Annotated in this window: 21 protein-coding genes and 2 pseudogenes; 6 read left to right on the top strand and 17 right to left on the bottom strand. The window is 71.2% G+C overall.

What is annotated here, in order from left to right; genetic code table 11:
* The first annotated feature begins 42 nt into the window (after positions 1-42).
* Both Vse01_RS01495 and Vse01_RS01490 read left to right on the top strand, forming a co-directional pair.
* Positions 43-642, top strand: coding sequence for a TetR family transcriptional regulator (locus Vse01_RS01495; protein WP_093402315.1), 600 nt, complete (start codon positions 43-45; stop codon positions 640-642).
* A gap of 64 nt (positions 643-706) precedes the next feature.
* Positions 707-1,045, top strand: a pseudogene (locus Vse01_RS01490) (esterase family protein); the annotation flags it as partial.
* Between the two features lies 1 nt (position 1,046).
* On the opposite strand, the gene Vse01_RS01485 reads toward Vse01_RS01490, so the two are convergent.
* The gene (locus Vse01_RS01485; protein WP_093402314.1) at positions 1,047-2,249 is read right to left on the bottom strand and encodes an MFS transporter; all 1,203 of its coding nucleotides are present in this window, start codon (positions 2,247-2,249) and stop codon (positions 1,047-1,049) included.
* Between the two features lie 182 nt (positions 2,250-2,431).
* Between Vse01_RS01485 and Vse01_RS01480 the strand changes: the two genes are divergently transcribed.
* Positions 2,432-3,469, top strand: coding sequence for a hypothetical protein (locus Vse01_RS01480; protein ID WP_139233092.1), 1,038 nt, complete (start codon positions 2,432-2,434; stop codon positions 3,467-3,469).
* On the opposite strand, the gene Vse01_RS01475 is transcribed toward Vse01_RS01480, so the two are convergent.
* The 12 genes and pseudogenes from Vse01_RS01475 to Vse01_RS01420 form a co-directional block, all read right to left on the bottom strand.
* Positions 3,441-4,640 carry an RtcB family protein gene (locus Vse01_RS01475; protein WP_093402312.1) on the bottom strand — a complete coding sequence of 400 codons (1,200 nt, stop codon included), beginning with the start codon at positions 4,638-4,640 and terminating at the stop codon, positions 3,441-3,443. The two genes, Vse01_RS01480 and Vse01_RS01475, sit on opposite strands and share 29 nt — an antisense overlap.
* A 449-nt stretch (positions 4,641-5,089) precedes the next feature.
* Positions 5,090-5,467, bottom strand: a complete 378-nt coding sequence (gene mnhG, locus Vse01_RS01470) for a monovalent cation/H(+) antiporter subunit G (RefSeq protein WP_093402311.1) — start codon at positions 5,465-5,467, stop codon at positions 5,090-5,092.
* Positions 5,464-5,760: an MrpF/PhaF family protein gene (locus tag Vse01_RS01465; RefSeq protein ID WP_093402310.1), complete on the bottom strand. Its 297-nt coding sequence runs from the start codon at positions 5,758-5,760 to the stop codon at positions 5,464-5,466. Before Vse01_RS01465 ends, mnhG begins: the two co-directional genes overlap by 4 nt.
* Positions 5,757-6,371: a Na+/H+ antiporter subunit E gene (locus tag Vse01_RS01460; RefSeq protein WP_232511091.1), complete on the bottom strand. Its 615-nt coding sequence runs from the start codon at positions 6,369-6,371 to the stop codon at positions 5,757-5,759. The genes Vse01_RS01465 and Vse01_RS01460 overlap by 4 nt, the downstream gene beginning before the upstream one ends.
* Entirely contained in the window at positions 6,368-7,936 is a 1,569-nt protein-coding gene (locus tag Vse01_RS01455; RefSeq protein WP_093402309.1) for a Na+/H+ antiporter subunit D, read from the bottom strand. The genes Vse01_RS01460 and Vse01_RS01455 overlap by 4 nt, the downstream gene beginning before the upstream one ends.
* Entirely contained in the window at positions 7,933-8,406 is a 474-nt protein-coding gene (locus Vse01_RS01450) for a Na(+)/H(+) antiporter subunit C (RefSeq protein WP_093402308.1), read from the bottom strand. The genes Vse01_RS01455 and Vse01_RS01450 overlap by 4 nt, the downstream gene beginning before the upstream one ends.
* The gene (locus Vse01_RS01445) at positions 8,403-11,240 is read right to left on the bottom strand and encodes a Na+/H+ antiporter subunit A (protein WP_093402307.1); all 2,838 of its coding nucleotides are present in this window, start codon (positions 11,238-11,240) and stop codon (positions 8,403-8,405) included. The genes Vse01_RS01450 and Vse01_RS01445 overlap by 4 nt, the downstream gene beginning before the upstream one ends.
* A gap of 105 nt (positions 11,241-11,345) precedes the next feature.
* Positions 11,346-12,251 (bottom strand): ion transporter, encoded by a 906-nt coding sequence (locus Vse01_RS01440; RefSeq protein WP_232511090.1) that lies wholly within the window; start codon positions 12,249-12,251, stop codon positions 11,346-11,348.
* A 131-nt stretch (positions 12,252-12,382) separates the two neighbouring features.
* Positions 12,383-13,414: an extracellular catalytic domain type 2 short-chain-length polyhydroxyalkanoate depolymerase gene (locus tag Vse01_RS01435; RefSeq protein ID WP_093402306.1), complete on the bottom strand. Its 1,032-nt coding sequence runs from the start codon at positions 13,412-13,414 to the stop codon at positions 12,383-12,385.
* Positions 13,415-13,617: 203 nt separating this feature from the next.
* Positions 13,618-14,517 carry a M15 family metallopeptidase gene (locus Vse01_RS01430; RefSeq protein WP_232511089.1) on the bottom strand — a complete coding sequence of 300 codons (900 nt, stop codon included), beginning with the start codon at positions 14,515-14,517 and terminating at the stop codon, positions 13,618-13,620.
* Complete coding sequence (locus Vse01_RS01425) at positions 14,501-15,739, bottom strand: D-alanyl-D-alanine carboxypeptidase family protein (protein ID WP_170863331.1); 1,239 nt, start codon at positions 15,737-15,739, stop codon at positions 14,501-14,503. Before Vse01_RS01425 ends, Vse01_RS01430 begins: the two co-directional genes overlap by 17 nt.
* Positions 15,740-16,164: 425 nt before the next feature.
* Positions 16,165-17,463, bottom strand: a pseudogene (locus Vse01_RS01420) (D-alanyl-D-alanine carboxypeptidase family protein); the annotation flags it as partial.
* Positions 17,464-17,773: 310 nt separating this feature from the next.
* On the opposite strand from Vse01_RS01420, the gene Vse01_RS01415 reads away from it, so the two are divergent.
* Positions 17,774-18,619, top strand: a complete 846-nt coding sequence (locus Vse01_RS01415; RefSeq protein ID WP_093402304.1) for a hypothetical protein — start codon at positions 17,774-17,776, stop codon at positions 18,617-18,619.
* 170 nt (positions 18,620-18,789) lie between these two features.
* Here Vse01_RS01415 and Vse01_RS01410 read toward each other — a convergent pair whose 3' ends face one another.
* Positions 18,790-19,512 carry a MerR family DNA-binding transcriptional regulator gene (locus tag Vse01_RS01410; protein WP_198413131.1) on the bottom strand — a complete coding sequence of 241 codons (723 nt, stop codon included), beginning with the start codon at positions 19,510-19,512 and terminating at the stop codon, positions 18,790-18,792.
* A gap of 179 nt (positions 19,513-19,691) precedes the next feature.
* Here Vse01_RS01410 and Vse01_RS01405 point away from each other — a divergent pair, with 179 nt between their 5' ends.
* The gene (locus Vse01_RS01405) at positions 19,692-21,965 is read left to right on the top strand and encodes an ATP-binding cassette domain-containing protein (protein ID WP_093402302.1); all 2,274 of its coding nucleotides are present in this window, start codon (positions 19,692-19,694) and stop codon (positions 21,963-21,965) included.
* Between the two features lie 125 nt (positions 21,966-22,090).
* Here Vse01_RS01405 and Vse01_RS01400 read toward each other — a convergent pair whose 3' ends face one another.
* Together Vse01_RS01400 and Vse01_RS01395 are read right to left on the bottom strand one after the other, a co-directional pair.
* A complete protein-coding gene (locus Vse01_RS01400; protein WP_093402477.1) occupies positions 22,091-22,513 on the bottom strand; it encodes a protein-tyrosine phosphatase family protein in 423 nt (140 codons plus the stop codon).
* A gap of 83 nt (positions 22,514-22,596) precedes the next feature.
* A complete protein-coding gene (locus Vse01_RS01395) occupies positions 22,597-23,397 on the bottom strand; it encodes a DedA family protein (protein WP_093402476.1) in 801 nt (266 codons plus the stop codon).
* A 155-nt stretch (positions 23,398-23,552) separates the two neighbouring features.
* On the opposite strand from Vse01_RS01395, the gene Vse01_RS01390 reads away from it, so the two are divergent.
* Positions 23,553-24,248: a carbon-nitrogen hydrolase family protein gene (locus Vse01_RS01390; RefSeq protein ID WP_232511088.1), complete on the top strand. Its 696-nt coding sequence runs from the start codon at positions 23,553-23,555 to the stop codon at positions 24,246-24,248.
* A 33-nt stretch (positions 24,249-24,281) separates the two neighbouring features.
* Here the strand turns inward: Vse01_RS01390 and Vse01_RS01385 are convergent, their stop codons facing one another.
* A complete protein-coding gene (locus Vse01_RS01385) occupies positions 24,282-25,796 on the bottom strand; it encodes a serine/threonine-protein kinase (protein WP_093402474.1) in 1,515 nt (504 codons plus the stop codon).
* Positions 25,797-25,835 lie beyond the last annotated feature (39 nt).

Here is a 25,835-nt window from a genome sequence, read left to right as displayed (position 1 = left end):
GAGCGCATGCTCATCCGGGCGCAAGTTGCGTAGACTGCCGACATGCCACGCGGAGTCGCCATCACCGAGCCTCGGCAGCACCTCTTCGCCGCCGCGGAACGCCTGATCGCGACTGCGGGGCCCAGCCAGCTCACCAGCCGGGCCGTGACGCGGGAGGGTGGCGTCGCCACGGGGCTGCTGTTCGCCCACTTCGCCAGCTTCGACGACTTCCTGACCGGCTACGCGGTCGACCGGAGCTTCCAGATCGCCGCCGCCGTGGCCGGGCTCCCCGACCGCGCCGGCACCGGCACCCTCGACGCGAATCTCAGTGAGACGCTGCTCGCCACCCCGATGATCACGCTGCTCGCCGTCACCCGGCTGTTCGCGTACCGGCCGCCCCTGACGCAAGCCGTCGAAGCGGTGCTGGGCGGTGGAAGCGCCGCACTGTCGGCGCTCGAACGCACCGTCGCCGGCTACCTGACCGCCGAGCGGCACATCGGGCGGCTACCCGCAGCCGCCGACACCGAGGCGCTGGCCGTGGCGGTGGTCGGGGCGCTGCACCACATCGCCCTCACCGACGGAGACGACCCGGCAGCGGCCAGCCGCATCCGCCGCGCCATCACCGCCCTGACGACCGCCGCGACGGTGCGGGAGCCTTCATGACCGTACGTCCGGACGTTGTCGTCCTCGGTGCCGGAGTCGCCGGGCTCAGTACCGGCATCCGGCCGCGTTCACCGTCGCCTGGCTGCGCCCGGACAGGTTCCGGCGGGTGCTGTGCTGCCTGTCCAGCTTCGCCCAGATGCCCGGCGGCAATCCGTACCCGGAACTCATCGCCAACGAAGCCCGCAAGCCGCTACGCGTCTTCATGCAGGCCGGTCATCGGGATCTGCACTGGAACGAGCCGCCCCGCAACTGGCTCTCCCACAACCTGCGTGTCGCGGCCGCCCTGGCCGAGGCCGGCTACGACTTCCGGCTCGTGCTCGGCGACGGTGGCCACAGCCCCAACCACGGTGGCGTCCTCCTACCCGCCGCGCTGCGCTGGCTGTGGCGACCGACCGACACCTGACCTATCCCATCGCTCTTGGCACGACGTCGGGCGTTGCGGCCAGCAGCAGCGCCGACCCGGCCGCAAAGACGGCCGCGCCGAGATAAACCAAGCCCGGTGACGCGTACGTCAGCGACCAGCCGAACGCCACTCCGGCCGTGATCGGCACGACGGTTTCCGCCACGGCGCCGATGCCGGTCAGCGCGCCCTGCACGGTGCCCTGTTCGTCGGCCCGCACACTGCGGGAGATCCACGACTGTGCGGCGGCACCCGCGAGCGAGCCGAGCACGCCGACTGCGCACATGAGATAGAGCAGCCACGGCACGGACACGAACGCCGTACCGGACAGCGAGACGAGGCCGAGGAGGCTGCCGGCCACTGCGGCACGTTTGTCGCCGAGACGGCGCACCACCGGTCCCACGGCTCGGGCCTGGTAGACCACGCCGGCGAGCGCGGATACGGCCAGCACGAGCCCGATCTGGGTGGTGCTGAAGGCGAACTGGTGGGTGAGGTAGAACGTCCAGGTCGACTGGTGCGTCATCCTGGCGACGTCGGCGCAGAATCGGGCGCGGGCAAGGCGACCGAGCACCGGTCGGCGCAGGACGGCAGCGATGGCACCGATCGGGTTCGCCAGCCGCAGGGTCACCGGGGTGCTCGGGTCACCGGGTCGTGACTCCGGCAGGACGAACCAGCCGTACGCGGCGTTGGCGAAGCACAGCACGGCGGCGGCGACGAAGGGCAAGCGTACGTCGACGGCGCCGAGCAGGCCACCGAGGACCGGACCGGCAACGAAGCCGAGCCCGAACGCGGCGCCGATCAGCCCGTACGCCTGGGCCCGCGCCCCGGGTTCCGTGACGTCTGCGATGTAGGCGTTGACCACTGTGTACGTCGCCGCGCAGGCACCGGCGGCAGCGTGGAACACCAGCAGGGCCCACGGGCTTGGCGATGCCGCGTGGGCCAACCAGTCGACGCCGAGGCAGGTCAACGACGCGAGCAGGACCGGACGGCGGCCGTGGCGGTCGGACAGCCGCCCGAGCAGCGGCGAGACCACGAACTGGAGCAGCCCGTAGACCGAGCCGAGCAGGCCGGACCAGAAGACAGCTGCCGCGGCGTCCTCGGTGATCGAGGTCATCAGGGCCGGCACGATCGGCACGATCAGGCCGAGCCCGAGCATGTCCAGGAAGACGGTGCCGAGGAGAACGGTGAGGGCGGGCGCCCGGCGCATTGCGACTCCTGAGTGTCGAGAGGGCAGGGCCCCCTCGCACTCACGGTCCGCCGAAGGTACGGAGGATCAGAATATGGGCGCTGTCAAACCGTTTTCGACGTCGTTCGCCGTGGTCGACGCCGGTGCCACCGCCCGGCGAAATCAGTGGACGACGGCTTCCCGGGGTGACCGATGATGGGTCCGTGGCCGAGACGACGTCCGTGGTGCGCAGAACGAATCTTCCCGCCTCGAGCGCGGCGGGGGCGTGGCAGGCGTTGGTTCTCGACGTCGGGCAGCCAGACCGACCGGCCCTGCGGGTGGAGGCAGCCGGGCGTGGCCTGCTCGTGCTGCGGCGTGGCGACGCGATCCTGCTGCTGGCCAGTGTGGCTGATGACCACTTCGGCGTCGCGTACGCGTCAACGGGCCAGCACCGCCCGCCGGTGCCGCCGATGAGCGCGGCCCGGGCGGCGGCCGTCGGCGCCGACAGCGGCGGCGCCTGGCTGGCTCGGTGGGCTCATCACTTCGCTACCGCGCTGACCGGGACCGGCGCAGGCCCGCTGCATGCCGGCCGCTGGGTCATCAGCGGCGACGACGGGTACCCGGACGCCGGCGCGACACAGCGACCGACCCCTGTTCCGCTGCCGCATGACCGGGGCTGGATCGACTGGTTCGGCGGGGACCGGCACCGGCAGATCCTGCCGCTCCGCCCGCTGGCGGGCCCCGGCTCCGCGCGGGTCAAGGCGTATCGGAGGCAGTTCCGGGAGGGTGTCCTCCCACCGGTCCTGCTGTGGTGGATCAGCGGCCTCGACTGCCACGTCGTGCTGGACGGTCACGATCGGCTCGTCGCCGCGCTCGCCGAGGACGGACAGCCACCGCTGCTCCGGCTCTCCTCGGTAAGCCAGCACCAGGTCGACGGTGACACGGACACCGCCGTACGCCGCTACTCGACGACCACCGAGGCCGTACGACTCCAGGTGGCCGCCGGTACGCCCGGAGCGGCGGACGCCCTCGCCGCCGTGCACCGCCGTCTCGCCCGCAAGCTGAGCAGGGTCGGAACCGGTTACGGCACCAGCCGCGCCTGGCCCCTGCGGGGCGGCCCGGCGAACTGGCACCGGCTCGCCGAAGCGCAGGCTCCGGACTGGCACGCGGAGATCTCAGCGGCAGACGACGGGTACGGCCGGCGCCCGCCCCCCGACGGGCGCCGACCGCACCTCAGCCCTTCACGCAGATCACCTGCTTGAGGTGAGCGACCACCTCGACCAGGTCCTCCTGCTGCGCCATCACCTCGTTGATGTCCTTGTACGCGCCGGGGATCTCGTCCACCACCCCGGCGTCCTTGCGGCACTCCACTCCCGACGTCTGCGTCGCCAGGTCTGCGGTGCTGTACGTCCGCTTCGCCTGGGCCCGGGACATCCGCCGGCCCGCCCCGTGCGAGGCCGAGCGGTAGCTCCAGTCGTTACCTGAGCCACGGACGATGTACGAGCCGGTGCCCATGGAACCGGGGATGATGCCCAGGTCACCGAGGCCGGCCCGGATGGCACCCTTGCGCGTCACCAACACGTCCACCCCCTCGTAGGTCTCCTCCGCCACGTAGTTGTGGTGGCAGCTGATCGGCTCGTCGTACGTGATCTGCGGGAACCGGTCCCGCATCAGGTTCATCAGGACGGCGAGCATGACGGCGCGGTTGCGCCGCGCGTACTCCTGCGCCCACCACAGGTCCCGGCGGTAGGCGTCCATCTCCGGCGTGCCGGCGAGGAACACCGCCAGATCCCGGTCGGGCAGGTCGGCGTTGTGCGGCAGCCGGCGGGCCACCGCGATGTGGCGCTCGGCCAGTTCCTTGCCGATGTTGCGGGACCCGGAGTGCAGCATCAGCCAGACCCGCCCGGCGTCGGCACCACCCTGTTCCAGGCAGACCTCGATGAAGTGGTTGCCGCCACCGAGGGTGCCGAGCTGCCGACGGGCCCGTGACTCCAGTTGCGCCACCCGCCGGTCCAGGTCGGTGAAGCGCCGCCAGAAGTCGTCCCAACCGCGCTGTTCCAGCCCCCGTACCCGGCGCGGGTTCACCGGCTCGTCCCGCTGCGCGAAGCCGACCGGAATGGCGGCCTCCACGGCCCGGCGCAGCCCGGCGAGGTCGTCGGGCAGGTCGTCGGCGGTCAGCGAGGTACGCACCGCCGACATGCCGCAGCCGATGTCGACTCCGACGGCCGCCGGTGACACCGCCTGCCGCATCGCGATGACCGAGCCGACCGTGGCGCCCTTGCCGAAGTGCACGTCGGGCATGACCGCGACGCCCTGCACCCACGGCAGCGCGCCGATGTTGCGCAGCTGCCGCGCGGCCTGCGGCTCGATGGCGTACGGGTCGGTCCACACCCGCACCGGCGCCCGCGTTCCCGCGAGCAGGCTGAAGCCCATGGTGGTGTTCTCCTGGTTCTGAGGCGAAGCCCGCCGATCATGCGCCTGCGGTCGGTGGAATGCAGCTTTTGCCCCGATTTGGAGAGACCACGACTGCATGATCCACGGCCGCGCGGGGGCGGGTGGCGGGTTGATGTGAGAGATGCCGGGGCAACCCGGGGTCGGTTGGGGTGGTCGCGGGATCGTCGGCGAATCCGAGCCGTCAGGGTCTGCCCTGCGGCGGCGCGCCGAGCGCCGGGACTACCTGCTGGTCGTCGGGAGGGCGGGTCTGCCGGCGAGCGCGACGGCGGGGCACCACAAACAACGACCGACCTGGCTGCGGTTCAGTTCTCGCACGGCATACTCCTTCCGGCTTCCGTCGTGATCGACCTGATGCGGGAAAGGCTAGGCATGATCCGCGCCGCCCGCAATGGATATTGAACCGGGGCTGCCAGCTGTCGAGGGCCCGGTCAGGCCGGCGCGGAGTGCTCCCGCTCGTCGGCGACACGGTCCAGGTGGGCGGCGAGTTCGTCGGTGACCAGCAGGTCGGTGCGGATGTCCTCGTGCGGGTACGCGACCCGGCCGACCATGTGGGCGGCAACCGGGGCCGTGGCAAGGGAGAAGGCACCGACCAGCACCAGCGTGGTGATGTCCACCCCGGTACGCAGTCGCAGAGCGCACCCGACAAGCACCAGCAACAGACCGAGCACCTGCGGTTTGGCCGCCGCGTGCATCCGGGTGAGCAGGTCGGGGAAGCGCACCAGGGCCACCCCGGCGGCCAGGCTGAGCAACGCTCCGGCGACCAGACAGATCGAGGCCACGACGTCGAACACCACGTCCAGGTTCACGGCTGGCTCCCGTCCGAGGTGGTGGACGTGGCGTTGTCGTCACGTCGGGCGGCGAACCGGGCGACGCTGACCGAGCCGACGAATCCGAGCACGGCGAGGACGACCAGCACGGGCAGCGCGGTGGCGTCCCGGCTGTAGGCGGCCTCCGTGGCGATCGCCGCGACGATTATGGCCAGCAGCACATCGGTGGCCACCGCCCGGTCGAGGATCGACGGCCCGCGGATGACCCGGGTGAGGGTAAGCCCGCCGGCCACGGCGAGCAGCACGGTGACGGTCACGGCGACCGCGGTCATGCGGGTACTCCTTCCCGATCAGCCGGATTCTCCCGGATGCGGCGCAACTCCTCGGGTGAGCCGATGGCCTCGACGATGCGGGCCTCAAGCTCCAGCACGCCGCGGCGGAATCGCTCGACCTCGTCCCGGCTGGTCACGCCCAGTACATGGATGTAGAGCGTGCCGGTCCGCCGGTCGGCCTCCAGGATCAGGCTGCCCGGCAGTAGCGACAACGCCTCGGCGGTGAGCGTGAGGTTGAGGTCGGTGTTGACCCGCAGTCGCGCCGCGATGATCGCGCTCTGCGGGGTGTGGCCAACCCGCATGGCCAACCAGGCGACCTGCGCCGAGGCCACCACGAGGTCGCGCAGGAAGTGCAGCCAGAAGCGGAGCATCGGCAGTGGGTGGATGCGGCCGGCGAAGGTCACCGGCGGCAGCGGGAACACGGCAAGCAGGACGGCGGCCACCACCAGTCCACCGATGATGTTGGCCCAGGAGAGGGTGCCCCAGAGCAGCACCCAGACGGCGACCAGCGCGGTCACCGCGATGACCTGGTTGCGCCGCCGGGCCGTGCGGCTCAGCGCGGGGCGTAGCGGCTCGTTCGGCTCCGCCGGGGTCATCGGGTCGGAACTCACGGCGCACCTCCCGGGAAGACGGCATCGACGTACGGCGTCCGGCGCAGCAGGTCGTCGGCGGCGTCGGTGCTGAGGTCGAACAACGGGCCGGCGACCACGGTCAACGCGAGGCCGAGCACCACCAGCGCGAGCGTCGGCGCGATCATCAGCTTGGGCAGCACAGCGCCTGACTGCCCGCCACGGTCCGGCTCCACCGCGCCCTCGGTACGGGCCGCCTGCTCGGCGTCGTCGGCGGCCGGCATGTCCACGTGCGGCGTCCGCCAGAAGGCCAGATTCCACACCCGGGCGATGGCGTAGAGGGTGAGCAGGCTGGTGACCAGCCCGCCGGCCACCAGGATCCAGGCCAGCACGCCCCCGTCGTCGACGCCCGCCTGGATCAGGCCGAGCTTGCCGAGGAACCCGGAGAACGGCGGGATGCCGGCGAGGTTCAGCGCGGGCACGAAGAACAGCACGGCGAGCACGGGTGACAGCCGGGCCAGGCCACCGAGACGGTCCAGCGCGGTGCTGCCGCCCCGGCGTTCGACCAGACCGGCGGCGAGGAACAGGGTGGTCTGGATGGTGATGTGGTGCACCACGTAGAAGATCGCCGCGGACAGCCCGAGCGACGAGGTGAGGCCCACCCCGAACAGCATGTAGCCGATGTGGCTGATCAGCGTGAACGACAGCAACCGCTTGATGTCCGACTGGGCGACCGCGCCGAGGATGCCGACCACCATGGTCAGCACCGCCGTCACCAGCAGCAGCGTGGCGGTGCGCCCGCCGGGGAACAGCAGCGTCTCGGTACGGATGATCGCGTACACGCCGACCTTGGTGAGCAGGCCGGCGAAGACCGCGGTGACCGGGGCCGGCGCCGTCGGGTAGCTGTCCGGCAGCCAGGCCGACAGCGGGAAGACCGCCGCCTTGATGCCGAAGGCCAGCAGCAGCATGCCCTGCAACAGCAGGCGCAGGTCGTCCGGCAGGGTGTCCAACCGGTCGACGAGTTGGGCGAGGTTGAGCGTGCCGGTCGAGGCGTAGACCAGGCCGATCGCGATCAGGAAGATCACTGAGGAGAGCAGGCTCACCACCACGTAGGTGGTGCCGGCACGGATCCGGTTCTCCGTGCTGCCCAGGGTCAGCAGCACGTAGCTGGCGACCAGCAGGATCTCGAAACCGACGTAGAGGTTGAACAGGTCACCGGAGAGGAACGCGTTGCAGACGCCGGCGGTCAGCACCAGGTAGGTCGGGTGGTAGACCGACAGCGGGGTCTCCTCGTGGCCGTCGGCCATGCCCTGCCCGATCGAGTAGACCAGCACGCATAGCGTCACCGCGGCCGAGACCACCAGCATCAGCGCGGCCAACTGGTCGGCGACCAGCACGATGCCCAACGGGGCGACCCAGCCGCCGACCTCCACCACCAGCGGTCCGTGCAGGCTGGACTGCACCAGCAGTGCCGCCGACACCGCCACGGTGGCGGCGAGCACGGTGAGGCTCACCCACCGCTGGGCGTGCGGACGGCCGAGCAGCAGCAGCGTCAGCGCCGCGCCGAGCAGTGGCATCACCACCGGCAGCGGTACGAGGTACGTCATCCGGCCCGACCTGCTTCCACCACGTCGACGCCCGGACGGGCACCGCCGGCCGGCCCGTCGTCGTCACCGTCACCGGTGCCGACCTCGATGTCGGCGGTGCCCGGACCCTCGTCGCGGATCGCGAGATCCATGATTCGGCGGTCCTCGACATCGTCCTGCACTTCGTCGTGCCCGTTGAGGTGCCAGCTGCGGTACGCCAGGGCGAGCAGGAACGCCGTCATGCCGAGGGTGATGACGATGGCGGTGAGAATCATCGCCTGAGGCAGCGGATCACTCATCTGCTCCGGATCGGTGGTGCCGACGATCGGCGCTCCACCGGCCCGTCCGCCGGTCAGCAGCAGCAGGTTGGCGCCGTTGCCGAGCAGGATGACACCCATCAGCACCCGGGTGAGGCTGCGTTCCAGCAGCAGCGTCACTCCGGCGGCGACGAGCACTCCGACCACGATCACGTAGGTGAGGTTGGCGCTCACACCAGCTCCTTTTCCCGGCTCTCGGCGGTTTCGCTCTCGGTCTCGGTCTCGCTCTGCCGGTCCATCTCCGCGCCGAGGCTGCGCAGGATGTCCAGCACCAGACCGACGACGATCAGGTAGACACCGACGTCGAAGAAGACAGACGTGACGAAGTGGACGTGCCCCAGCACCGGTAGGTGGAAGTCGAGGACCGCGCTCTGCAGGAACTCGCCGCCGAGCAGCATCGCGCCCACGCCGGTACCGACGGCGACGAACAGCCCGGCACCGAGCACCACACCGGCGTCCACGGGTGCCGCGCCGTTGAGTTCGGTGCGCCCGCCGGCCAGATAGCGCACGGCCAGCGCGAGACCGGCTACCAGGCCGGCGGCGAAGCCGCCACCCGGGGCGTTGTGGCCGCTGAACAGCAGGTAGATGGAGAAGAGCACGATCGCGTGGAACAGCAGCCGGGTCACCACCTGGAGGACCACCGACTGGGACCGGGTGGTGGCACCGGTGGTCAGCCACCGTGGGCGGTTGTATCCGGCCCGGCCGTCGCCGGGAATGTCGGCCCGCCGGTGCAGGTCGCCAGTCCGGCGGAAGATCAGGCTGGCCACACCGGTGGCGGCCACCACCAGCACGGCGATCTCACCCATCGTGTCCCAGGCCCGGATGTCGACCAGGGCCACGTTGACGATGTTCTTGCCACCGCCGTACGACACCGCCTCGTCGGGAAAGCCCACCGAGACCGGAATGGCCTGGCGCGAGCCCGTGGCGACGTACGCCATGCCGGCGGTGACCGCACCGACGGCGACGCCGATCGCGACGCGACCACGCCGGCTGGAACGGATCGGCCGCTCCGAGAACCGCACCGGCAGGCGACGCAGCACCAGCACGAACATGACGATGGTGACGGTCTCCACCAGGAACTGGGTGAGCGCCAGATCGGGTGCGCCGTGCAGGATGAACAGCAGCGCGGTGCCGTAGCCGGCCACGCCTACCAGGATCATCGCGGTGAGGCGGCGCAGGGCGCGGGCGGCCAGCACCGCCGCCACGATCACCACGGCGGCGGCCACCCCCTGCAACGGGGTGTCCCAGAGGTGGAACCGCTGCGGCCAGGGCGCACCGATCAGCAGCGCCCCGCCGGGCAGCAGCACCAGCACCACCAGGATGACGCCGAGGTAGAACGGCAACGAACCACGCTGGGTGGCACCGGTCAGCTCCACGGCCAGCCGGTCGACGCCACCGATGACCCGCGCGTAGACGGTGGCGCTGTCGAAGGGCAGCCGCAGCGCGGCAGGCACCCGTTCGCGGCGGCGCAAGAGGTGGAACAGCCCGGCGCCGCCGGCCACCGCCAGCACCGACAACCCCAGCGCCGGGGTCAGCCCGTGCCACAGTGCCAGGTGGTAGCCCGGCTCGGCGCGGGGATACAGATCGGCGTACGGGGCGAGCAGCCGGTCCACTGCCGGGGCGAGCAGTCCGGCCGCAGCGCCCGCGAGGGCCAGCGCCGCCGCCGGGGCGATGAACGGCCAGGACACGGTCGCCACCTCGGAAGGCGCGGTGTCCGGCTTGCTGGCGAAGGCGCCCCAGAGGAACCGCAGCGTGTACGCGACGGTCAGCGCCGATCCGAGCACCACACCGGCCAGCACCATCAGGTCGGACCCGCTGCCGTGCAGCAGCGCCTCGACGGCGGCCTCCTTCGCGACGAACCCGGCCATCGGCGGCAGGCCCGCCATCGACGCCGCCGCGAGCGCGGCCACCCCGGCGAGCACCGGCGCCCGCCGGCCCAACCCACTGAGTTCGCGCAGGTCCCGGGTGCCGGCGACATGGTCGATGAGCCCGACGGTGAGGAACAGGGTGGCCTTGAACAGGGCGTGCGCGAGCACCATGGCCGCTCCGGCCAACGCGGTGTCGCGGGTGCCGGCGCCGAGAATCACAATCAGCAGGCCGAGCTGGCTGACCGTGCCGTACGCCAACAGCAGCTTGAGGTCGGTCTGGCGCAACGCCGCCCACCCGCCGAGGAACATGGTGACCACGCCAGCGGTCAGCAGCACCGGCCGCCACGGGGTGACGTCGGCGACCGCCGGCCCCATCAGGGCGACCAAAAACACGCCGCCTTTCACCATCGCGGCGGCATGCAGGTACGCGCTGACCGGGGTCGGTGCCGCCATCGCACCCGGCAGCCAGAAGCTGAACGGGAAGATCGCCGACTTGCTGAGCGCGCCGAGCAGGATCAGCACCACGGCCACGGCGAGGTATCCGCCGTCGGGCAGGTTCCCGGCGATCTCGGACCAGCGGTAGCTGCCGGCGTGCTGGCCGAGCATGACGAACCCGGCGAGCATCGCCAGACCGCCCAGCGTCGTCACCAACAGCGCCTGCATGGCCGCCCGCCGGCTGGCCCGTTTCGCCGGGTCACTGCCGATCAGCAGGTACGAGAAGACGGTGGTCAGCTCCCAGAACACATAGAGCAGCAGCAGATCGTCGGAGACCACCAGGCCGAGCATCGCCCCGGCGAAGGCGACGAAGACGGCGGCGAAGCGGCCGAGACCGGGATCGTCGCTGCGGAAGTAACGCGCGCTGTAGGCCAGCACCAGCGACCCCACCCCGCCGACCAGGACGACCATCAGCCAGGACAGCGTGCCCATCCGGAAGGCGAGTTCCAGCCCGAGTTGCGGCACCCACGGCACCGTCTCGACCACCGGCGCACCGTCCCGTACCCCGGCGGCGTGCGTGAACGCCCAGACCAGCGTCGCGCCCGGTGCCAGCGCCACCAGGTAGAGGGCGTTACGCCCCCACAGCCGCACCAGACTCGGGGCGATCACCGCTGTCAGCGCATGGGCCGCCACCAGTGCCAGCACGCAGCCTCCCCAGAGATCATCAGACGGTGTAACGACCCTATCCGGTGACGCCCGTTATCCGCACCCGTCGTGATTCTGATCAAAGACGGACGCGACGGCAGGTGGTCACTCCTTGCCTACCCGGCGGAGGCGGCCGTCGTCGCGGTCGATGCGCAGCTCCCGTTCGAGCTCGACGATGAGCGTACGCAGGTCGTCGAGACGTTGACTGATCGCGATCCGGTCCACCTCGTCGGGGACGCCGTCACCGTCGGAGTCGTAGCCGGGGCCCAACCCTTCGGTCATCTCCAGCCGGCGCGCCTCCTCCATCGAGTTGACGAAGACCGCGATCAGGATGTTGAGCAACAAATTGACAGTGATCACCACGTAGCTGCCGTAGTAGAGCACCGTCCAGGGCGAGAACTCCATCCCCTGCTCGATGAGATCCGGCAGCGTCTCCAACGACAGCAGCACGAACAGCGTCAGCAGGGAGCGGCCGATGTCTCCGTACTGCTCCGGATAGACCTCGCCGAAAATCAACCAGCCGGCCATGCCGTACACGTAGAGCGTCACCACGGCCAGGGCGAAGAAGCCGCCGATGCCGGGCAGGCTGCGCCACAGCGCGGCGACGATCGTGCGCAGCCCGGGCGAGAACCGCACCAGCCGGACGATCCGCAGCACCCGGACCACCCGCAGCAGCGCCGAGTCGCCGTGCAGGCCGGGGATGAAGATCGCGGCGATCACCAATAAGTCGAAGACGTTCCAGCCGTGCCGGAAGAAGTCCTGCGGACGGCGACCGTACGCCAGGATCCGGATGGTGATCTCGGCGACGAAGACCGTCCGGAAGCCCCATTCCAACGCACGCAACGCGGTGCCCGCCGGCCCCAGATCGGGGTACGTCTCCAGGCCGAGCACGATCCCGTTGGCGAGGATCACCACGACGATGGCGATCTCGAACGAGCGGGACGCGGCGAGCCGGGCGCAGCACCCGAACAACCTGGTGGTACGCGCCCGTCCGCCTCGCGGAGCCGGCACAGGCGCACCACTCATCGTGCGACCGGCCCCGGTGCGGACACCGGGGCCGGTGTGGCCACCCACCGTGCGTCGGCGGCGCGCTGACGTACGGCAATCATGGGCGACAGCCTACGGGGCGACGGAGGCCGCGCTCAGCCGCCCAGCCGGCGCACCATGTTCATCACCGTCTCCACCTGGGCACCACCCTTGATCGGGTAGTTGGTGGCGCCGAGGTAGCCCCACCAGTCCCAGCATCCGTTCGGGTTACTGGGCACGGTGATGGCCTGCGGGTACAACACGATCGTGGCGTTGGTGTCGGCGTACTGGTTAAGGTTGGCCCGGTCCACGAAGGCGGTGCCGACCCGGCTGTGGCCCTGGAGGCAGCCGTGCAGCGCCACCAGCAGCCGGCAACTCGCTCCCGAGGCGCAGGACGACGGGACGTAGGCGAAACCGTTGGCGTCCATGCTCAGGCCGTTGGCCCAACCACCCGGCGCGAAGCCGTTCTGGCTGAACCGCACCAGCGTGCCACCGAGCGGCCCGGTGTTCGGCGGCTGCACCGAGCCGAAGAGTTTGCGCAGGAAGGTGTGCTGCGGGTCGGTGCCGCAGTCGTTGAGGTACGGCGCGGCCGTGGCCGTGCAGCCCACCGTGCCGTAGGGCGTTACCCAGCCATGGCCGGCGGCCGTGCCGCTGTCGTACTGGACGCTGGCGCCGAAGTGCTGCTGATAGCGGACCAGGTCGTCACTCACCGACCGCTTCACGGTGCCGTCGGATCCACCGTGGAAGACGTAGACCGGCTCGCCGGACAGCCCGCTGACCGGGTCGACCCAGCCGTACCCGGCCCAGGTCCGGGTGTACGACTGCAACGCGCTCAGGTACGTCGGGTAGATGTTGTCGCCGCAGCCGTACAGCGCCTGCGCGACGTTGTTCTGCGCGCAGTAGTAGGGGCCGGCGGCGAACAGCGCCGCTCCCCTGATCCGCTTCGAGTAGGCCACCTGGAGTTGGCCCGCCAGGTAGGCGCCGGAGGAGACGCCGGCGACGTACACACCCGAGATGCGGTAGGTCGACAGGCTTCCGGACACGGGACTCTTGGTGTGCGGGGTGTCGGCGGCTTGGGCGGGTGCCACCGGGGTGAGCAGCAGAGCCGCGACGGCGGCGGCGAGCAGCCGCGAGACAGGTCTGATCATGACGCTCCTGGGGTCCGGTGAGCGCCGGCGGTGGTGTCGGCGTACGGCGACGCTAGCGTGACCTGCGTCACCGCCGACATGAGCGCAACCCACACCTCACCGAGCCCCACAGTGGTGCCGGCCACCGTCCCGCCCTCTCACCCACCAAGCACCGTCCATATGAGAGACACTGCGTTCTGTCGCTTGCGGCAACCTTGCGGGCGTCAGCCGGCCGAGGAACGGGTCACCGGCAGGTCGAAGTAGGTGTCGGGCCAGGGTTCGTCGCGGTAGCGGAAGTGCCACCACTCCCGGTCGTAGCCGACGAAACCACCGTCGGCCATCAACTGCCGCAGTTGCCGTCGGTTCTCACCGGCGACGGGTCCGACGCGGTCCGAGTCGGTGTGCGACAGCGGGTCGAAACAGTCGAAGCCGGTACCCATGTCGACGCTGTTGTCGGGGAAGCGCTGCGCACGTGGGGCGGTGCAGGCCAGCAGCGGTTGACCAGGTTCGAAGCGGGCCTGCTCGGGCGGCGGCACGTCGACCAGGGTGAGGTCGACGGTGCTGCCCCGGCTGTGTGCGCTGGGTGCGCCGAGATAGCCGCGGTCGACCAGCTCCGCTTTGGCCACCCGAGGGTAGAACTCGGCCTTCATGGCGTCCTGCCCCGGTTGGCCGGCCCAGTTCAGGAAGTCCTCGGTGGCCCGCTGCGGGCGGTAACAGTCGTACACCTTGAGGCTGCGGCCGACGGCGAGCGCCGCCTCCTGCACCCGGCGCAGCGCCTCGGCGGCGCGTCTGGTGAGCAGGCACAGGGGTTCCTGGTAGCCGTCGACGCGGCGGCCGATGAAGTTGTACGCCGTGGCGTACCGGATGTCAGTGAGGATGCGACGGTCGACATCGGACAGCACCACGAAGCCCGGCGACACCGACGGCGAAGGTGGTGGCGGTGCCGGCTCCGGCTCGTCGTCCCGTCCGCAGCCGACAGCCATGACCGCCAACGCCGCCGTCACCGTCAGGCTCAGCCGGGCGAGGGAGCGCGACGATGCCGAGCGCGGCGGCGTGCCCGCCGTCCGCGCCGGGTCGCCCCTCGGCCAGTGCCGTCGCCGCATCACCTCAACGCCGACCGGCACGCGTCCCGGCGGTACGGTGCCGGCAGCGACGGCGGCCGACCAGACCGCCCGCGAGCAGCGTCACCCCGACGGCGAGGCCGATCAGGGAAACCGACCGCAGGCGACCGGCCAGGATCGCCGAGCGCGATGTCTCGGCCCCGGACGCGCCGCCGGGCAACGCCTGTGGGGGTACGGCGGCAGGTGGGGCCGAGGCGGTGGCCGCACCCGGGCTCACCAGCACTCCCACCGAGGCCGCCGGAGGCAACTCGAATCCCCAGTCGAGCAGGGCCGCACCCTGTTGCCAGCCCCGCTTGTCGATCACGTCCGCACCCAGCAACGTCACCACGAGCCGACGTCCGCCCCGCTCGGCCATCCCGACGTAGGTGTGTCGGGCCAGGTCCGTGTAGCCGGTCTTGCCGCCCAACGCGCCGGGATAGTGGTAGAGCAACTGGTTGTCGTTGTCGATGGTGAATCCCTTGGCGCGCTGTCTCGGCTGGGCCGGGACGCTAGCCTCGCGAGTGGCCACGTAGCGCCGGAAACGTGCGTCGGCGAAACAGGCCCGGGTGATCAGAGCCAGGTCGTACGCGCTTGTGAACTGTCCGGGACCGTCCAGTCCGGAGGGGGTCGCCGCGTGGGTCTGGTACGCGCCGAGCAGTCTCGCCTGCTCGTTCATCGCCCGCAGCCCGCCGGCCATGCCGTCGGCACCACCGCCGAGGCGGGCCAACGCGTTCGCCACCTCGTTTCCCGAACGCAGCAGCAACCCCAGCCAGAGGGTCTCTACTCGGTACCGACCGCCCGCCACCAGCCCCACCGCGGAACTCCCCGGTTCAATGTCAAGATCACCTGCGGTGATGGTGACGACGTCGGCCGGATCAAGTCTCGGCAGCATGGTCGCGGCCAGCAGCAGTTTCTGCACGCTGGCCGGGGTCGCGTACTCGTGAGGACCGCAGCCACCCAGCACCTCACCGGTGTCCAGATCGGCCACCAGCCACGAGGTGGCGGCCACCTTCGGCGGTTTCGGTACGCCGGGCGGCACCACCAGACCGGACGTGGCCAGCCGAGGGCCGCCGACGGCCCGCTGCACCGGGTCCGGGGAGGGCGTCACAGGTGGTGTGGGACCGGGAGCGGGCGGCGCCGAGCGCGGACACGGAACCGGCGCTGCCGCGTGGGCGTCGACGACGGGCACCAGCGGCGTCGCCAGGAGCGCGGCAGTCACCGCCACCGTAAGCGCGGAAGCTCTCACAATTAGCGACACTATCGGGTGATTTCCAACCAGTCCCCCAAATCCCCCCACCCCCTCTCCCCCCACTCCATCTCCCCCCGTCCCCCACCCACCACCCAACCTGCCCGGATCTTGGACTCGGACGGCCCCGATAGGGGCGATTTCGCACCAAGGTCCACGGCGGGTTGGGCGGGTCAGGGACGGCGGGAGGTCGCGGCAGGGGTGGGGTCAGGGGTGGCTGAGGCGGAGGAGGCAGGGGCGACTGAGGCGGTGGGGGCAGGAGCGGGGCTGGTCGGGGAACGTCGCGCGGCTGAGGTGGTGGGGTCGGAGGGCGTGGGGGCGGAGGGCGTGGGGGCGGAGGGCGTGAGGGCGGAGGGCGTGAGGGCGGAGGGCGTGGGGGCGGAGGGCGTGAGGGCGGAGGGCGTGAGGGCGGGGGTGGTTGGGGATCGTCGGGCGGCGACTGCCAGGGTTATCGCGAGCGCTCCGACGGCCAGCGCCACGAGCATTCCGGCGCCCGGCCCGGCGTCGACCGACGAGGCGGTGCCCGCCGGCTGAGCGGTGCCCGCCGGCTGAGCGGTGCCCGCCGGCTGAGCGCTCCCGGCCGGCGGGGGCGACGCCGATGACGGTTCAGCGTCCAACTCCCCCGGCTCCACCAGCCGGCCGACGCTGGCCGGCCGGGGCAGCGTGAAGCCCCAGTCGAGCAACGCGGCACCCTGCTCCCAGCCACGTTGCGGTCGCGGCTCGGCACCGAGCAGCGTCACGACCAGCCGGCGACCGTTCCGCTCGGCCGCACCCACGTAGGTGTGCCGGGCGTAGTCGGTGAAGCCGGTCTTGCCACCGAGCGCACCGGGGTAGCGGTACACCAGTTGGTTCTCGTTCTGGATCTCGAAGCCCTTGCCTCGCAGGGCCTTCTGAGCCGGAATGCGGGTGCGCTCCGTGAGCACGTACCGCCGGAAGGCCGGATCGGCGAAGCAGACCCGGGCGATCAGAGCCAGGTCGTACGCGCTGGTGAACTGGCCGGGGGCGTCCAGCCCGGACGGGGTCACCGCGCGGGTCTGCCATGCGCCGAGCTTTCGGGCCTGCTCGTTCATCGCCCGTACTCCACCGGCCACGCCGTCGGCGCCACCGCCGAGGCGGGCCAGCGCGTTCGCCGCCTCGTTGCCGGATTGCAGCAGCAACCCCAGCCAGAGCGTCTCCACCCGGTACCGGCCGCCCGGCAGCAGTCCGACGGCCGAACTGCCGGGGGCGATGTCCAGATCCTCCTTGGTGACAGTGACAACCTGGGCCGGATCAAGTCTCGGCAGCATGGTCGCGGCCAGCAGCAGTTTCTGCACGCTGGCCGGGGTCGCGTACTCGTGAGGACCGCAGCCACCCAGCACCTCACCGGTGTCCAGATCGGCCACCAGCCACGAGGTCGCCGTCACCTTGGGCGGCGTCGCCACGCCGGGCGGCACGATCAATCCGGGGGTGGCGAGCGCATCTCCGCCGACCACCCGGTGTTCCGGAACGGGCGGCGGCGGCGTCGGCTTCGGTGACCGGACCACCTTCGGCGCGACCGCCTTCGGGCAGGGCACTGCCTTCGGGGCGGCGGGCCCCGGAGCGGGTGGCGGCGTAACGGCGGCGGCCGGCGGAGCGGATGAGGTCAACGGTCCGGAACCGACGGTGATCGCCGCAACACCGGGAGTCGCGGGGATCGTCCCGGCGGCGAGGGCGGCAAAACCGGCGGCGAGGGCCCGGATTCTCATGAACACGCAGACTAACGGCAGGATCTCCGGCGACGCCCACCCCGCCCGGCCGGTTCGGGACTGGCGGAGGGCCGCGATCTTCGCGGGGAGATGTTGAACCGATCGCTCGCACCCCCCGTATCCACGACCGAACACATGAAACGCCCGGACCTGCGACGGGAGCGCTCCCGCAGCCCGGTCCGACGTCACCCGTGAGGATCCTCGGCATGCGGGGCGGGGCCGGCCGCCGTTGCCGATCGTCTTTCCGGGCACCCCATTGCGCACCAGCCGACGGTCGACCCGTCGGGCGGTCAATCATGAGGAGAGAAGCATGGTCAGGCGTACGCAGCAGCACCGCAAGCACGCTGCCTTGAAGCTCGGCGGCGTCGGTGTCCTGGCGGTGGTGCTCCTGGGAGGCGGTCTGACGCTGGCCTCCGCCGACGACGGCGCTGCGCCGCAGACGGCAAACTGCCCGACGGTACGGGACAAGCTGTCCAACGTGCCCGCCGCCGCCGTTGCCGGAGTCGAACAGGAACTGGCCAACCTCGACAAGCAGATCGCCGAGGCGAACGCCCGCCTCGCGCAGCAGGCCGCCAATCCCCAGGGCGGCCCCAACTTCATCCAGAACGCCATCCTCGGCCCGCTGGCCAGCAAGCGAACCGCCGCCCTCGATCGCATCGGCATCAACATCAACCGCGTCGGCGGACAGCGCCCCGATCTCGCCAGCCTCGCCACCTGCGGACTCAACGCCGCAGGGGTGCCCAGCGCCGTCAACGGCAACGCCGGCAACGGCAACGCGGGTAACGCCGGCAACGCCGGTAACGGCAATGCCGCAAACGGGAACACCGGTAACGGCAACGCGGGGGCCGGCGTGGCGCAGCGGGTGAGCTGCCCGACGGTGGCCGACCGGCTCCCGTCCGTGCCGGCTCAGGCCGCCGCGGAGGTGCAGCGGGAACTCGCCAACCTGGAGAGCCAGATCGCTGACGCCAACGCCCGCCTCGCCCGGCAGGCGGCCAACCCGCAGGGCGGCCCGAACTTCGTGCGCAACGCCATCATCGGCCCGCTGGAGGACCGGCGCGTCGCGGCGATCAACCGCATCGCCACCGCGATCGGCCGGGTCGACGGCAACCGGCCCGCCGATCTGGTCAACCTGGCCCGGCCCTGCTCGGCGGGCTGACAACCTGATCTACCCAGGAGCGCGAGCGGGTGGTGACGCGAGTGGTCGACCTTCGAACACCACGCTGAGCGAGCTTCCATCGTGGATCACCTTCAGGCGGTGATGTCACTCGGACATGTGCATGTCGGAGTGACATCACCGCCTTCGACCTAGGCGCCTGCCCAGCGGTGTCAGCCGGCCAGGTGGCACAGATAGTCGTGCAGGGTCGCTGAGGCGGCCAGCCGTCGCCGGCTGCGGCGGTGCAACTCCTGCTCGCGGCGGGCCAGCTCGGCGCGGACCCGCTGCGGGCTACCTGTGGTACGCATCTCGTCGAGCACCGCTGTGATGATCTCGAACGGGTACGCTCCCCGGCGCAGCAGCGCCACCACCTGTGCGGCACGCTGCTCGGCCTCGTCGTACACCCGATAACCGGTGCCCGCCTCACGGGCCGGACGCAGCAGGCCGCGAGCCTCCCACGAGCGCAGTTGCGAGGCGCGGACCCCGACCAGGTCTGCGACGACGCCGACCCGTACCGCCCGGCGTGGCACAGTGTGCTGGCGCGCACTCGTCACCACGGTTTCGAATGCGCCGAGCACCATCCGGATCTCGGCCCGTTCGTGGTCCAGTTCGGCGTGGCCGGCGTCCAACGACGCCAGCGCCGTCGGCAGGTCACCCCGGTGGACGGCCGCCATGATCTCGCGGGTACGCGTCCAGCCGTGCCCGTCGGCCACCGCGCGGGCCACCGTCAGAGCCCGCGCGTGCGCGTCGGTGAAGATCCGGTAGCCGCTCGGGGTGCGCTCCACCCGGGGCAGTACGCCAAGGTCGACGTAGTTGCGCACCTGCTGAACGGACACACCCGCCGTCGCGGCGAGATCCACCGCGCGCAGCCGTCCGCTGACCCGACGATCCACCACCGGTTCAGCCTAGCCTCTCACGTCCGTTTGAGACTTATCGCCATCTAACGGGCCCCTCGTGCGCTTGGAACGTCGCAAAAGTCTCCACGAGCACATCAATGCGACAATTGAACCTGGCCAGGCCAATCGGAAGCCAGTTCCCGGGCGGTAGTCCGTCCACGATCTCGCGAAGGGTTCGCATGCAGCAGCCAGCACGGTCCGCCGCAGACAGCCACGACATCATCGAGGTACGCGGGGCGCGGGAGAACAACCTCGATGACGTCTCGGTCGACATCCCCAAGCGCCGACTGACCGTCTTCACCGGCGTCTCCGGCTCCGGCAAGTCATCGCTGGTCTTCGGCACCATCGCCGCCGAGTCCCAGCGGCTGATCAACGAGACCTACAGCGCCTTCCTCCAGTCGTTCATGCCCAGCCTCTCCCGGCCCGACGTGGACTCGCTGCGCAATCTCACCCCGGCCATCGTGGTCGACCAGGAGCGGATGGGCGCCAACTCACGCTCCACGGTCGGCACCGCCACCGACGCGTACGCCATGCTGCGCATCGTGTTCAGCCGGTTGGGTGAGCCGCAGGTCGGCGGTGCCGGCGCCTTCAGCTTCAACCTGGCCGAGGGCATGTGCCCCACCTGCGAGGGCCTGGGCCGGGTCTCCGATCTCGACGTCAACGAACTGGTCGACGTGGAGAAGTCGCTAAACGACGGCGCGATCACAGTGCCGAACTTCGCCGTCGACACGTGGTACTGGCAGACCATCGTCGGCTCCGGCCTGTTCGACCCGGACGTCAAGCTCCAGGACTTCACGCCGCAGCAGTGGGAGGACTTCCTGCACAAGCCCGCCACGAAGATCAAGGTAGGTGGCACGAACCTGACCTACGAGGGTCTGGTCGTCAAGGTGCGTCGGCTCTACCTCGCCAAGGACCGGGAGTCCATGCAGCCGCACATCCGGGCCTTCGTCGACCGGGCGGTCACCTTCACCACCTGCGCCGGCTGTGGCGGCGCCCGACTCAACGCGGCGGCGCTGTCCTGCCGCATCGCCGGGCGCAACATCGCCGAGTGCGCCGCCATGCAGATCAGCGACCTGGCCGAGTTCATCCGGGAGATCGACGACCCGTCGGTCGCCCCGTTGACCGGCAACCTTCGGGAACTGCTGGACTCGCTTGTCGAGATCGGTCTCGGGTACCTCAGCCTCGACCGGGAGTCGGCCACCCTCTCCGGTGGTGAGGCGCAGCGGGTCAAGATGGTCCGGCACCTCGGCTCCAGCCTTTCCGACATCACGTACGTCTTCGACGAACCCACCGTCGGCCTGCATCCGCACGACATCGCCCGGATGAACGACCTGCTGCTGCGGCTGCGGGACAAGGGCAACACGGTGCTCGTGGTCGAGCACAAACCGGAGACCATCGCGGTGGCCGACCACGTGGTCGATCTCGGTCCCGGTGCCGGCACCGCCGGTGGCCGCATCTGCTACACCGGTGACGTGGCCGGCCTGCGCCGCTCCGACACCCTCACCGGCCGGCACCTGGACCACCGGGTACGGCTACGGGAACCGGTCCGTACGCCTCGGGGCCACCTCGCGATCCGGCACGCCGACCTGCACAACCTGCGCGACGTCAGCGTGGACATCCCGCTCGGCGTGCTGACCGTGGTGACCGGGGTGGCCGGCTCGGGCAAGAGTTCCCTGGTGCACGGCTCACTGCCCGGTCGCGACGGTGTGGTGGTCGTCGACCAGGCCCCGATCCGTGGCTCCCGGCGCAGCAACCCGGCCACCTACACCGGCCTGCTCGACCCGGTACGTACCGCCTTCGCCAAGGCCAACGGGGTCAAGGCCGCCCTGTTCAGTGCCAACTCCGAGGGTGCCTGCCCCACCTGCAAGGGCATCGGGCTGGTCTACACCGACCTGGCGATGATGGCCGGCGTCGCCTCCGTCTGCGAGCAGTGCGAGGGTCGCCGGTTCACCGACGAGGTGCTCACCTACCGGCTGCGCGGACGCAACATCAGCGAGGTGCTCGGCATGTCGGTGGCCGAGGCCCGGGACTTCTTTCCCAGCGGCCCGGCCCGGGTCGTCCTGGACCGGATGGCCGACGTCGGGCTGAGCTACCTCACCCTCGGCCAGCCGCTCACCACGCTCTCCGGCGGCGAGCGACAACGGCTCAAGCTCGCCATCCACATGGCCGACAGGGCCGGCACCTACGTGCTGGACGAGCCGACCACGGGACTGCACCTGGCCGACGTCGACCAGTTGCTCGCGTTGCTCGACCGGCTCGTCGACGCCGGCAACACGGTAATCGTCATCGAGCACCACCAGGCGGTGATGGCCCACGCGGACTGGCTGATCGACCTCGGCCCGGGCGCCGGTCACGAAGGCGGCCGGATCGTGTTCACCGGCACCCCGGCCGACCTGGTGGCGCACGGCAACACGCTCACCGCCCGCCACCTGCGCGACTACGTCGCCGCCTGACCACCGCCGGAGCCGGTACGCGCCGGCCGGCTCCGGCACCCGAGGTCCGACCACGGTGCCTGCTGATCCGGGCGTCGACGCTGTGGGGGCGACGCACCGGCCACCGCCACCCGTGGTCGGTCCCGCTACGCCGCCGACAGCCGGCGCAGCCAGCGCCGCTGCCAGGGCGTCTCCACCGCGCCCGGACGGTAGGCGGCGCGTACCCAGTCGACCGCATCATCGGCGGGCAGCCCGTCGAGGACGGCCAGCGCCGCCAACGCGGTGCCGGTCCGTCCCGTGCCACCCCGGCAGGCCACCTCGACCCGCTGGCCGGCGTACCCGCGGCGCAGCGCCTCACGGAAGGCGTCCAGGGCGTCCGCCCGGTCCAGCGGGACCCAGAAATCCGGCCAGCGGAGCCGCCGGTACGCCCAGCCGGGCACCGGCCCGGCGGCGAGCAGCAGACTGAAGTCGGCCGGTGAGGCGGGGTCACCGATCCGGCGACCCCGCATCCGCACCCCGCCGGGCAGTTCCACCACACCGATCTCGTCGGCCCAGTCCGATCCGCTCATCAGCACCTCCCTCGGGACAGCCAACCCCGTCCGGAGCCCGTTCGGGCGGACGGGACGGGGCATCTCCACCGGCCGGACAGGAATCAGCGCCGGGGTTCCTGGTCGGTCGGTTGGTGGCCGTCCGACCAGACGCTGCGGTAGATGGTGCCCCGCCCGTCGGGATCCGGCACCCCGGCGGGCGTCGCGTCGGTCAGGCCGGCGCCGCTGTCGTTGGACCGCAGGCCGCCGGCTCGGCGGGAGCGGCGCAGACGGGTGACGACGAACCAGACGACACCCAGCGCCGTGGCGACGATGACCACGTTCTGCAGGATGCCGGCGTACCCCTCGACCAGGTGCCAGTTGTCACCGAGCAGGAAGCCGGCCATCACGAAGGTGGTGTTCCAGATCAGACTGCCCAACGTGGTGTAGACCGCGAAGGTGAGCAGCGGCATGCGTTCCACCCCGGCCGGGATGGAGATCATGCTCCGGAAGATCGGAATCATCCGTCCGAAGAAGACGGCCTTGACGCCGTGCCGCAGGAACCACTCCTCGGTCCGGTCGATGTCGCTGAGCTTCACCAGCGGCAGCTTCGCCGCGATGGCCCGCGTCCGCTCCCGACCCAGCGCGGCTCCGACCCAGTAGAGCGCAAGGGCGCCGAGCAGCGAACCGAGCGTCGTCCAGAAGATGGCCCCGATGACGCTCATCCGCCCCTGCGCCGCGACGAACCCGGCGAGCGGCAGGATCACCTCGCTGGGAATCGGGGGGAACAGGTTCTCCAGCGCCACGGCCAGCCCCGCACCTGGGCCGCCGAGCCGCTCCACCAGGTCGGTGACGAAACCGACCAGGCCGTCCTCGGGTGGTGCGGACTGGCCGACGACCGAGGGCGAAGCGTACCGGACATGCATCATGTCCCACACGCTACGAACCTCAGCTGAGAGTCGCCGCACCGGCGTCGACTTTCCTGCGTGCGCCTGGCCGACGACGACAACGCCGCCGGCCGAAGCGCCAGGGCGCGCCGCAGCCCCGCCAGCCCTGTTGCCGGTCGCTCTAAACTGCGCAGGTGCCGCGCCCTTCGCTGACCATCGCCGTCGCCCAGCCCCCGTGCGTGTCGTACGACATCGACACAAACGTGGCGGCGCACGCGGCGATGGTCGGTGCTGCTGGGGCCCGGGTGGTGGTCTTCCCGGAGTTGTCGCTGACCGGTTACGAACTCGACGCCGCGCCGGTCGACCCGTCGGACCCCCGGCTCGCGCCGCTGGTCGCCGCGTGCACGGCCACCGGGGCGCTCGCGCTGGTCGGCGCACCGGTGGCCGGAGAGCACATCGCCACCCTCGCCGTGGACGGCGGCGGGGCACGGGTGGCGTACCGCAAGATGTGGCTCGGGGAGGTCGAGGCCCGCCGGTTCCGTCCCGGACCGGCACCGGTCGTGCTGGACGTCGACGGCTGGCGGATCGGCCTGGCGATCTGCAAGGACACCGGAATCGTGGAACACGCGGCGCGCACCTGCGCTGCCGGCGTCGACGTGTACGCGGCCTCGATCGTCGACGCCGCAGCCGAGGCGCACGTGCCGGACCAGCGGGCATCGCGGATCTGCGCCACCCACCGGGTCGTGGTCGCGGTCGCCAGCTTCGCCGGCGCCACCGGTGGCGGCTACGTCGAGACGGCCGGACGGTCGGCGATCTGGGCGCCGAACGGTTCGCTCCTCGCCCGCGCCGGGACCGCTCCGGGCGATTTCGTGCGGACGACCCTGGCCTGATCCTGGCTCAACGGCGGTCGACGCCGGACAGGGTCACTCCTCCGGCAGGTTCGCCTCGAACCGCTCCAGCACGTCGTCCACCTGGTCGGCGAAGTCAGCGGGGAGTCGACCGCGGTCCACCTCGTCGTCCAGACGCTCCCGCAGCTTCTCCAGTCGCTTCTCCTGCTCCTTCGGCCTAACCCCGGCCAGCTCGGTCAACTCCTTACTCAGCCGGTCCGCAGCCTTACGGTCGATCTCTCCGGTGAGCTGTGCCTCGGTGAGCAACGCGATGAGTTCGACCGCGGCCCGTCCCAGGCTCACCGGCTCCGGCCGGCTGGCCGGCGAGCTGGCGGCGGGTCGTGGTGAGGCAGGCGCGGAGGTCGGCGGGGCGGCTGGCGGCGTGGTGGGACTGGCCGTCGACTGCCCGTCACTCCGGTCGCCGAGGACGAGCGCCGCGCCCAGACCCAGCAGCAGGACCAGCGCGAATGTGACAAGCGCGCCTGTTGGCGGGCCGCTGTGCCCCCGCCGGCCCGGCGGCCGTCCGGGTGCCGGCCGGGGCCGGCCACGGCCAGAGAGTGCTCCGCGCGTCGTGGATCGTGGTGCGACGCCGGACACGGTCTCGGGGCGGGTGGTCGGCTCGATCAGGGTCGGTGGATGGTGACGCACCGGCCGGGTCTGCGGCGTCTGCTGCCCGCCGGTGGCCGGTATGTCGACCGTGGCCGCCGCCAGTCCGGTGGCGGCGGCGCGGAACCGGGTGGCCAGTCGGCCGGCCGTGGGACGTCGTTCCGGATCAGGGTCGAGACAGGCCAGCACCAGCTCGGCGAGATCAGCCGGTAGGCCCGGCACCCGCGGGGGTGCGACAGCCGGGCGGTTGGCGTGCACCCTGACCGCATCGGGCCAGCTGCGCACGGGCAGCGGAACATCGCCGGTGAGGGTGCGGTACAGCAGCGCCCCGAGGGCGTACACGTCGCTGGCCGGATGGGGCGGGTCGGCGCTCAACCGTTCCGGCGCGAGGTACGCGGGCGTACCCATCAGGGCACCGCCCGCCGGGCGGGCACCGGGCGACGGCGCACCGGCGAGCGCGGCGATACCGAAGTCGAGCACCTTGGCGCCGTTGACGGTGAGCATGACGTTGCCCGGCTTGATGTCGCGGTGCACCACGCCCAGGCGGTGTGCGGCGGCCAGGGCGGCGGCCACCTCCGCAGCCATCCGCAGGGCCGGCCGCCAGGGCAGCGGCCCGTCGGCCAGCCGGTCGGCGAGATTCCGCCCGTCGACCAACTCCATCACCAGGTAGGGCACCACGTTGCCGTCGGCCAGAGCCGCCTCGCCGTAGTCGTACACCTGGGTGACGTGCGGGTGGGCCAGGCGTGCCGCGGCACGGGCCTCCCGCCGGAGGGTGGCCCGCAGGTCCGGGTCCACGGCGAACGTGCCGGCAAGGACCTTCACCGCGACCGACCGGCCCAGGACCTCGTCGTCGGCGCGCCACACCTCGGACATTCCGCCGAGGCCGATGCGATCGTGCAGCACGTAGCGGTCGTGCAACCGCAGGCTGGGGGTGAACGGCGACATGGGCCTCCAGTCTGCCTGCTGCACCACCCGGCGCACCAC

It is taken from the genome of Micromonospora sediminimaris (assembly GCF_016863575.1).
Classification (GTDB): Bacteria; Actinomycetota; Actinomycetes; order Mycobacteriales; family Micromonosporaceae; genus Micromonospora; species Micromonospora sediminimaris.
The sequence above is the reverse complement of the archived record's forward strand: the minus strand, read 5'-3'. Positions and strand labels throughout refer to the sequence as shown.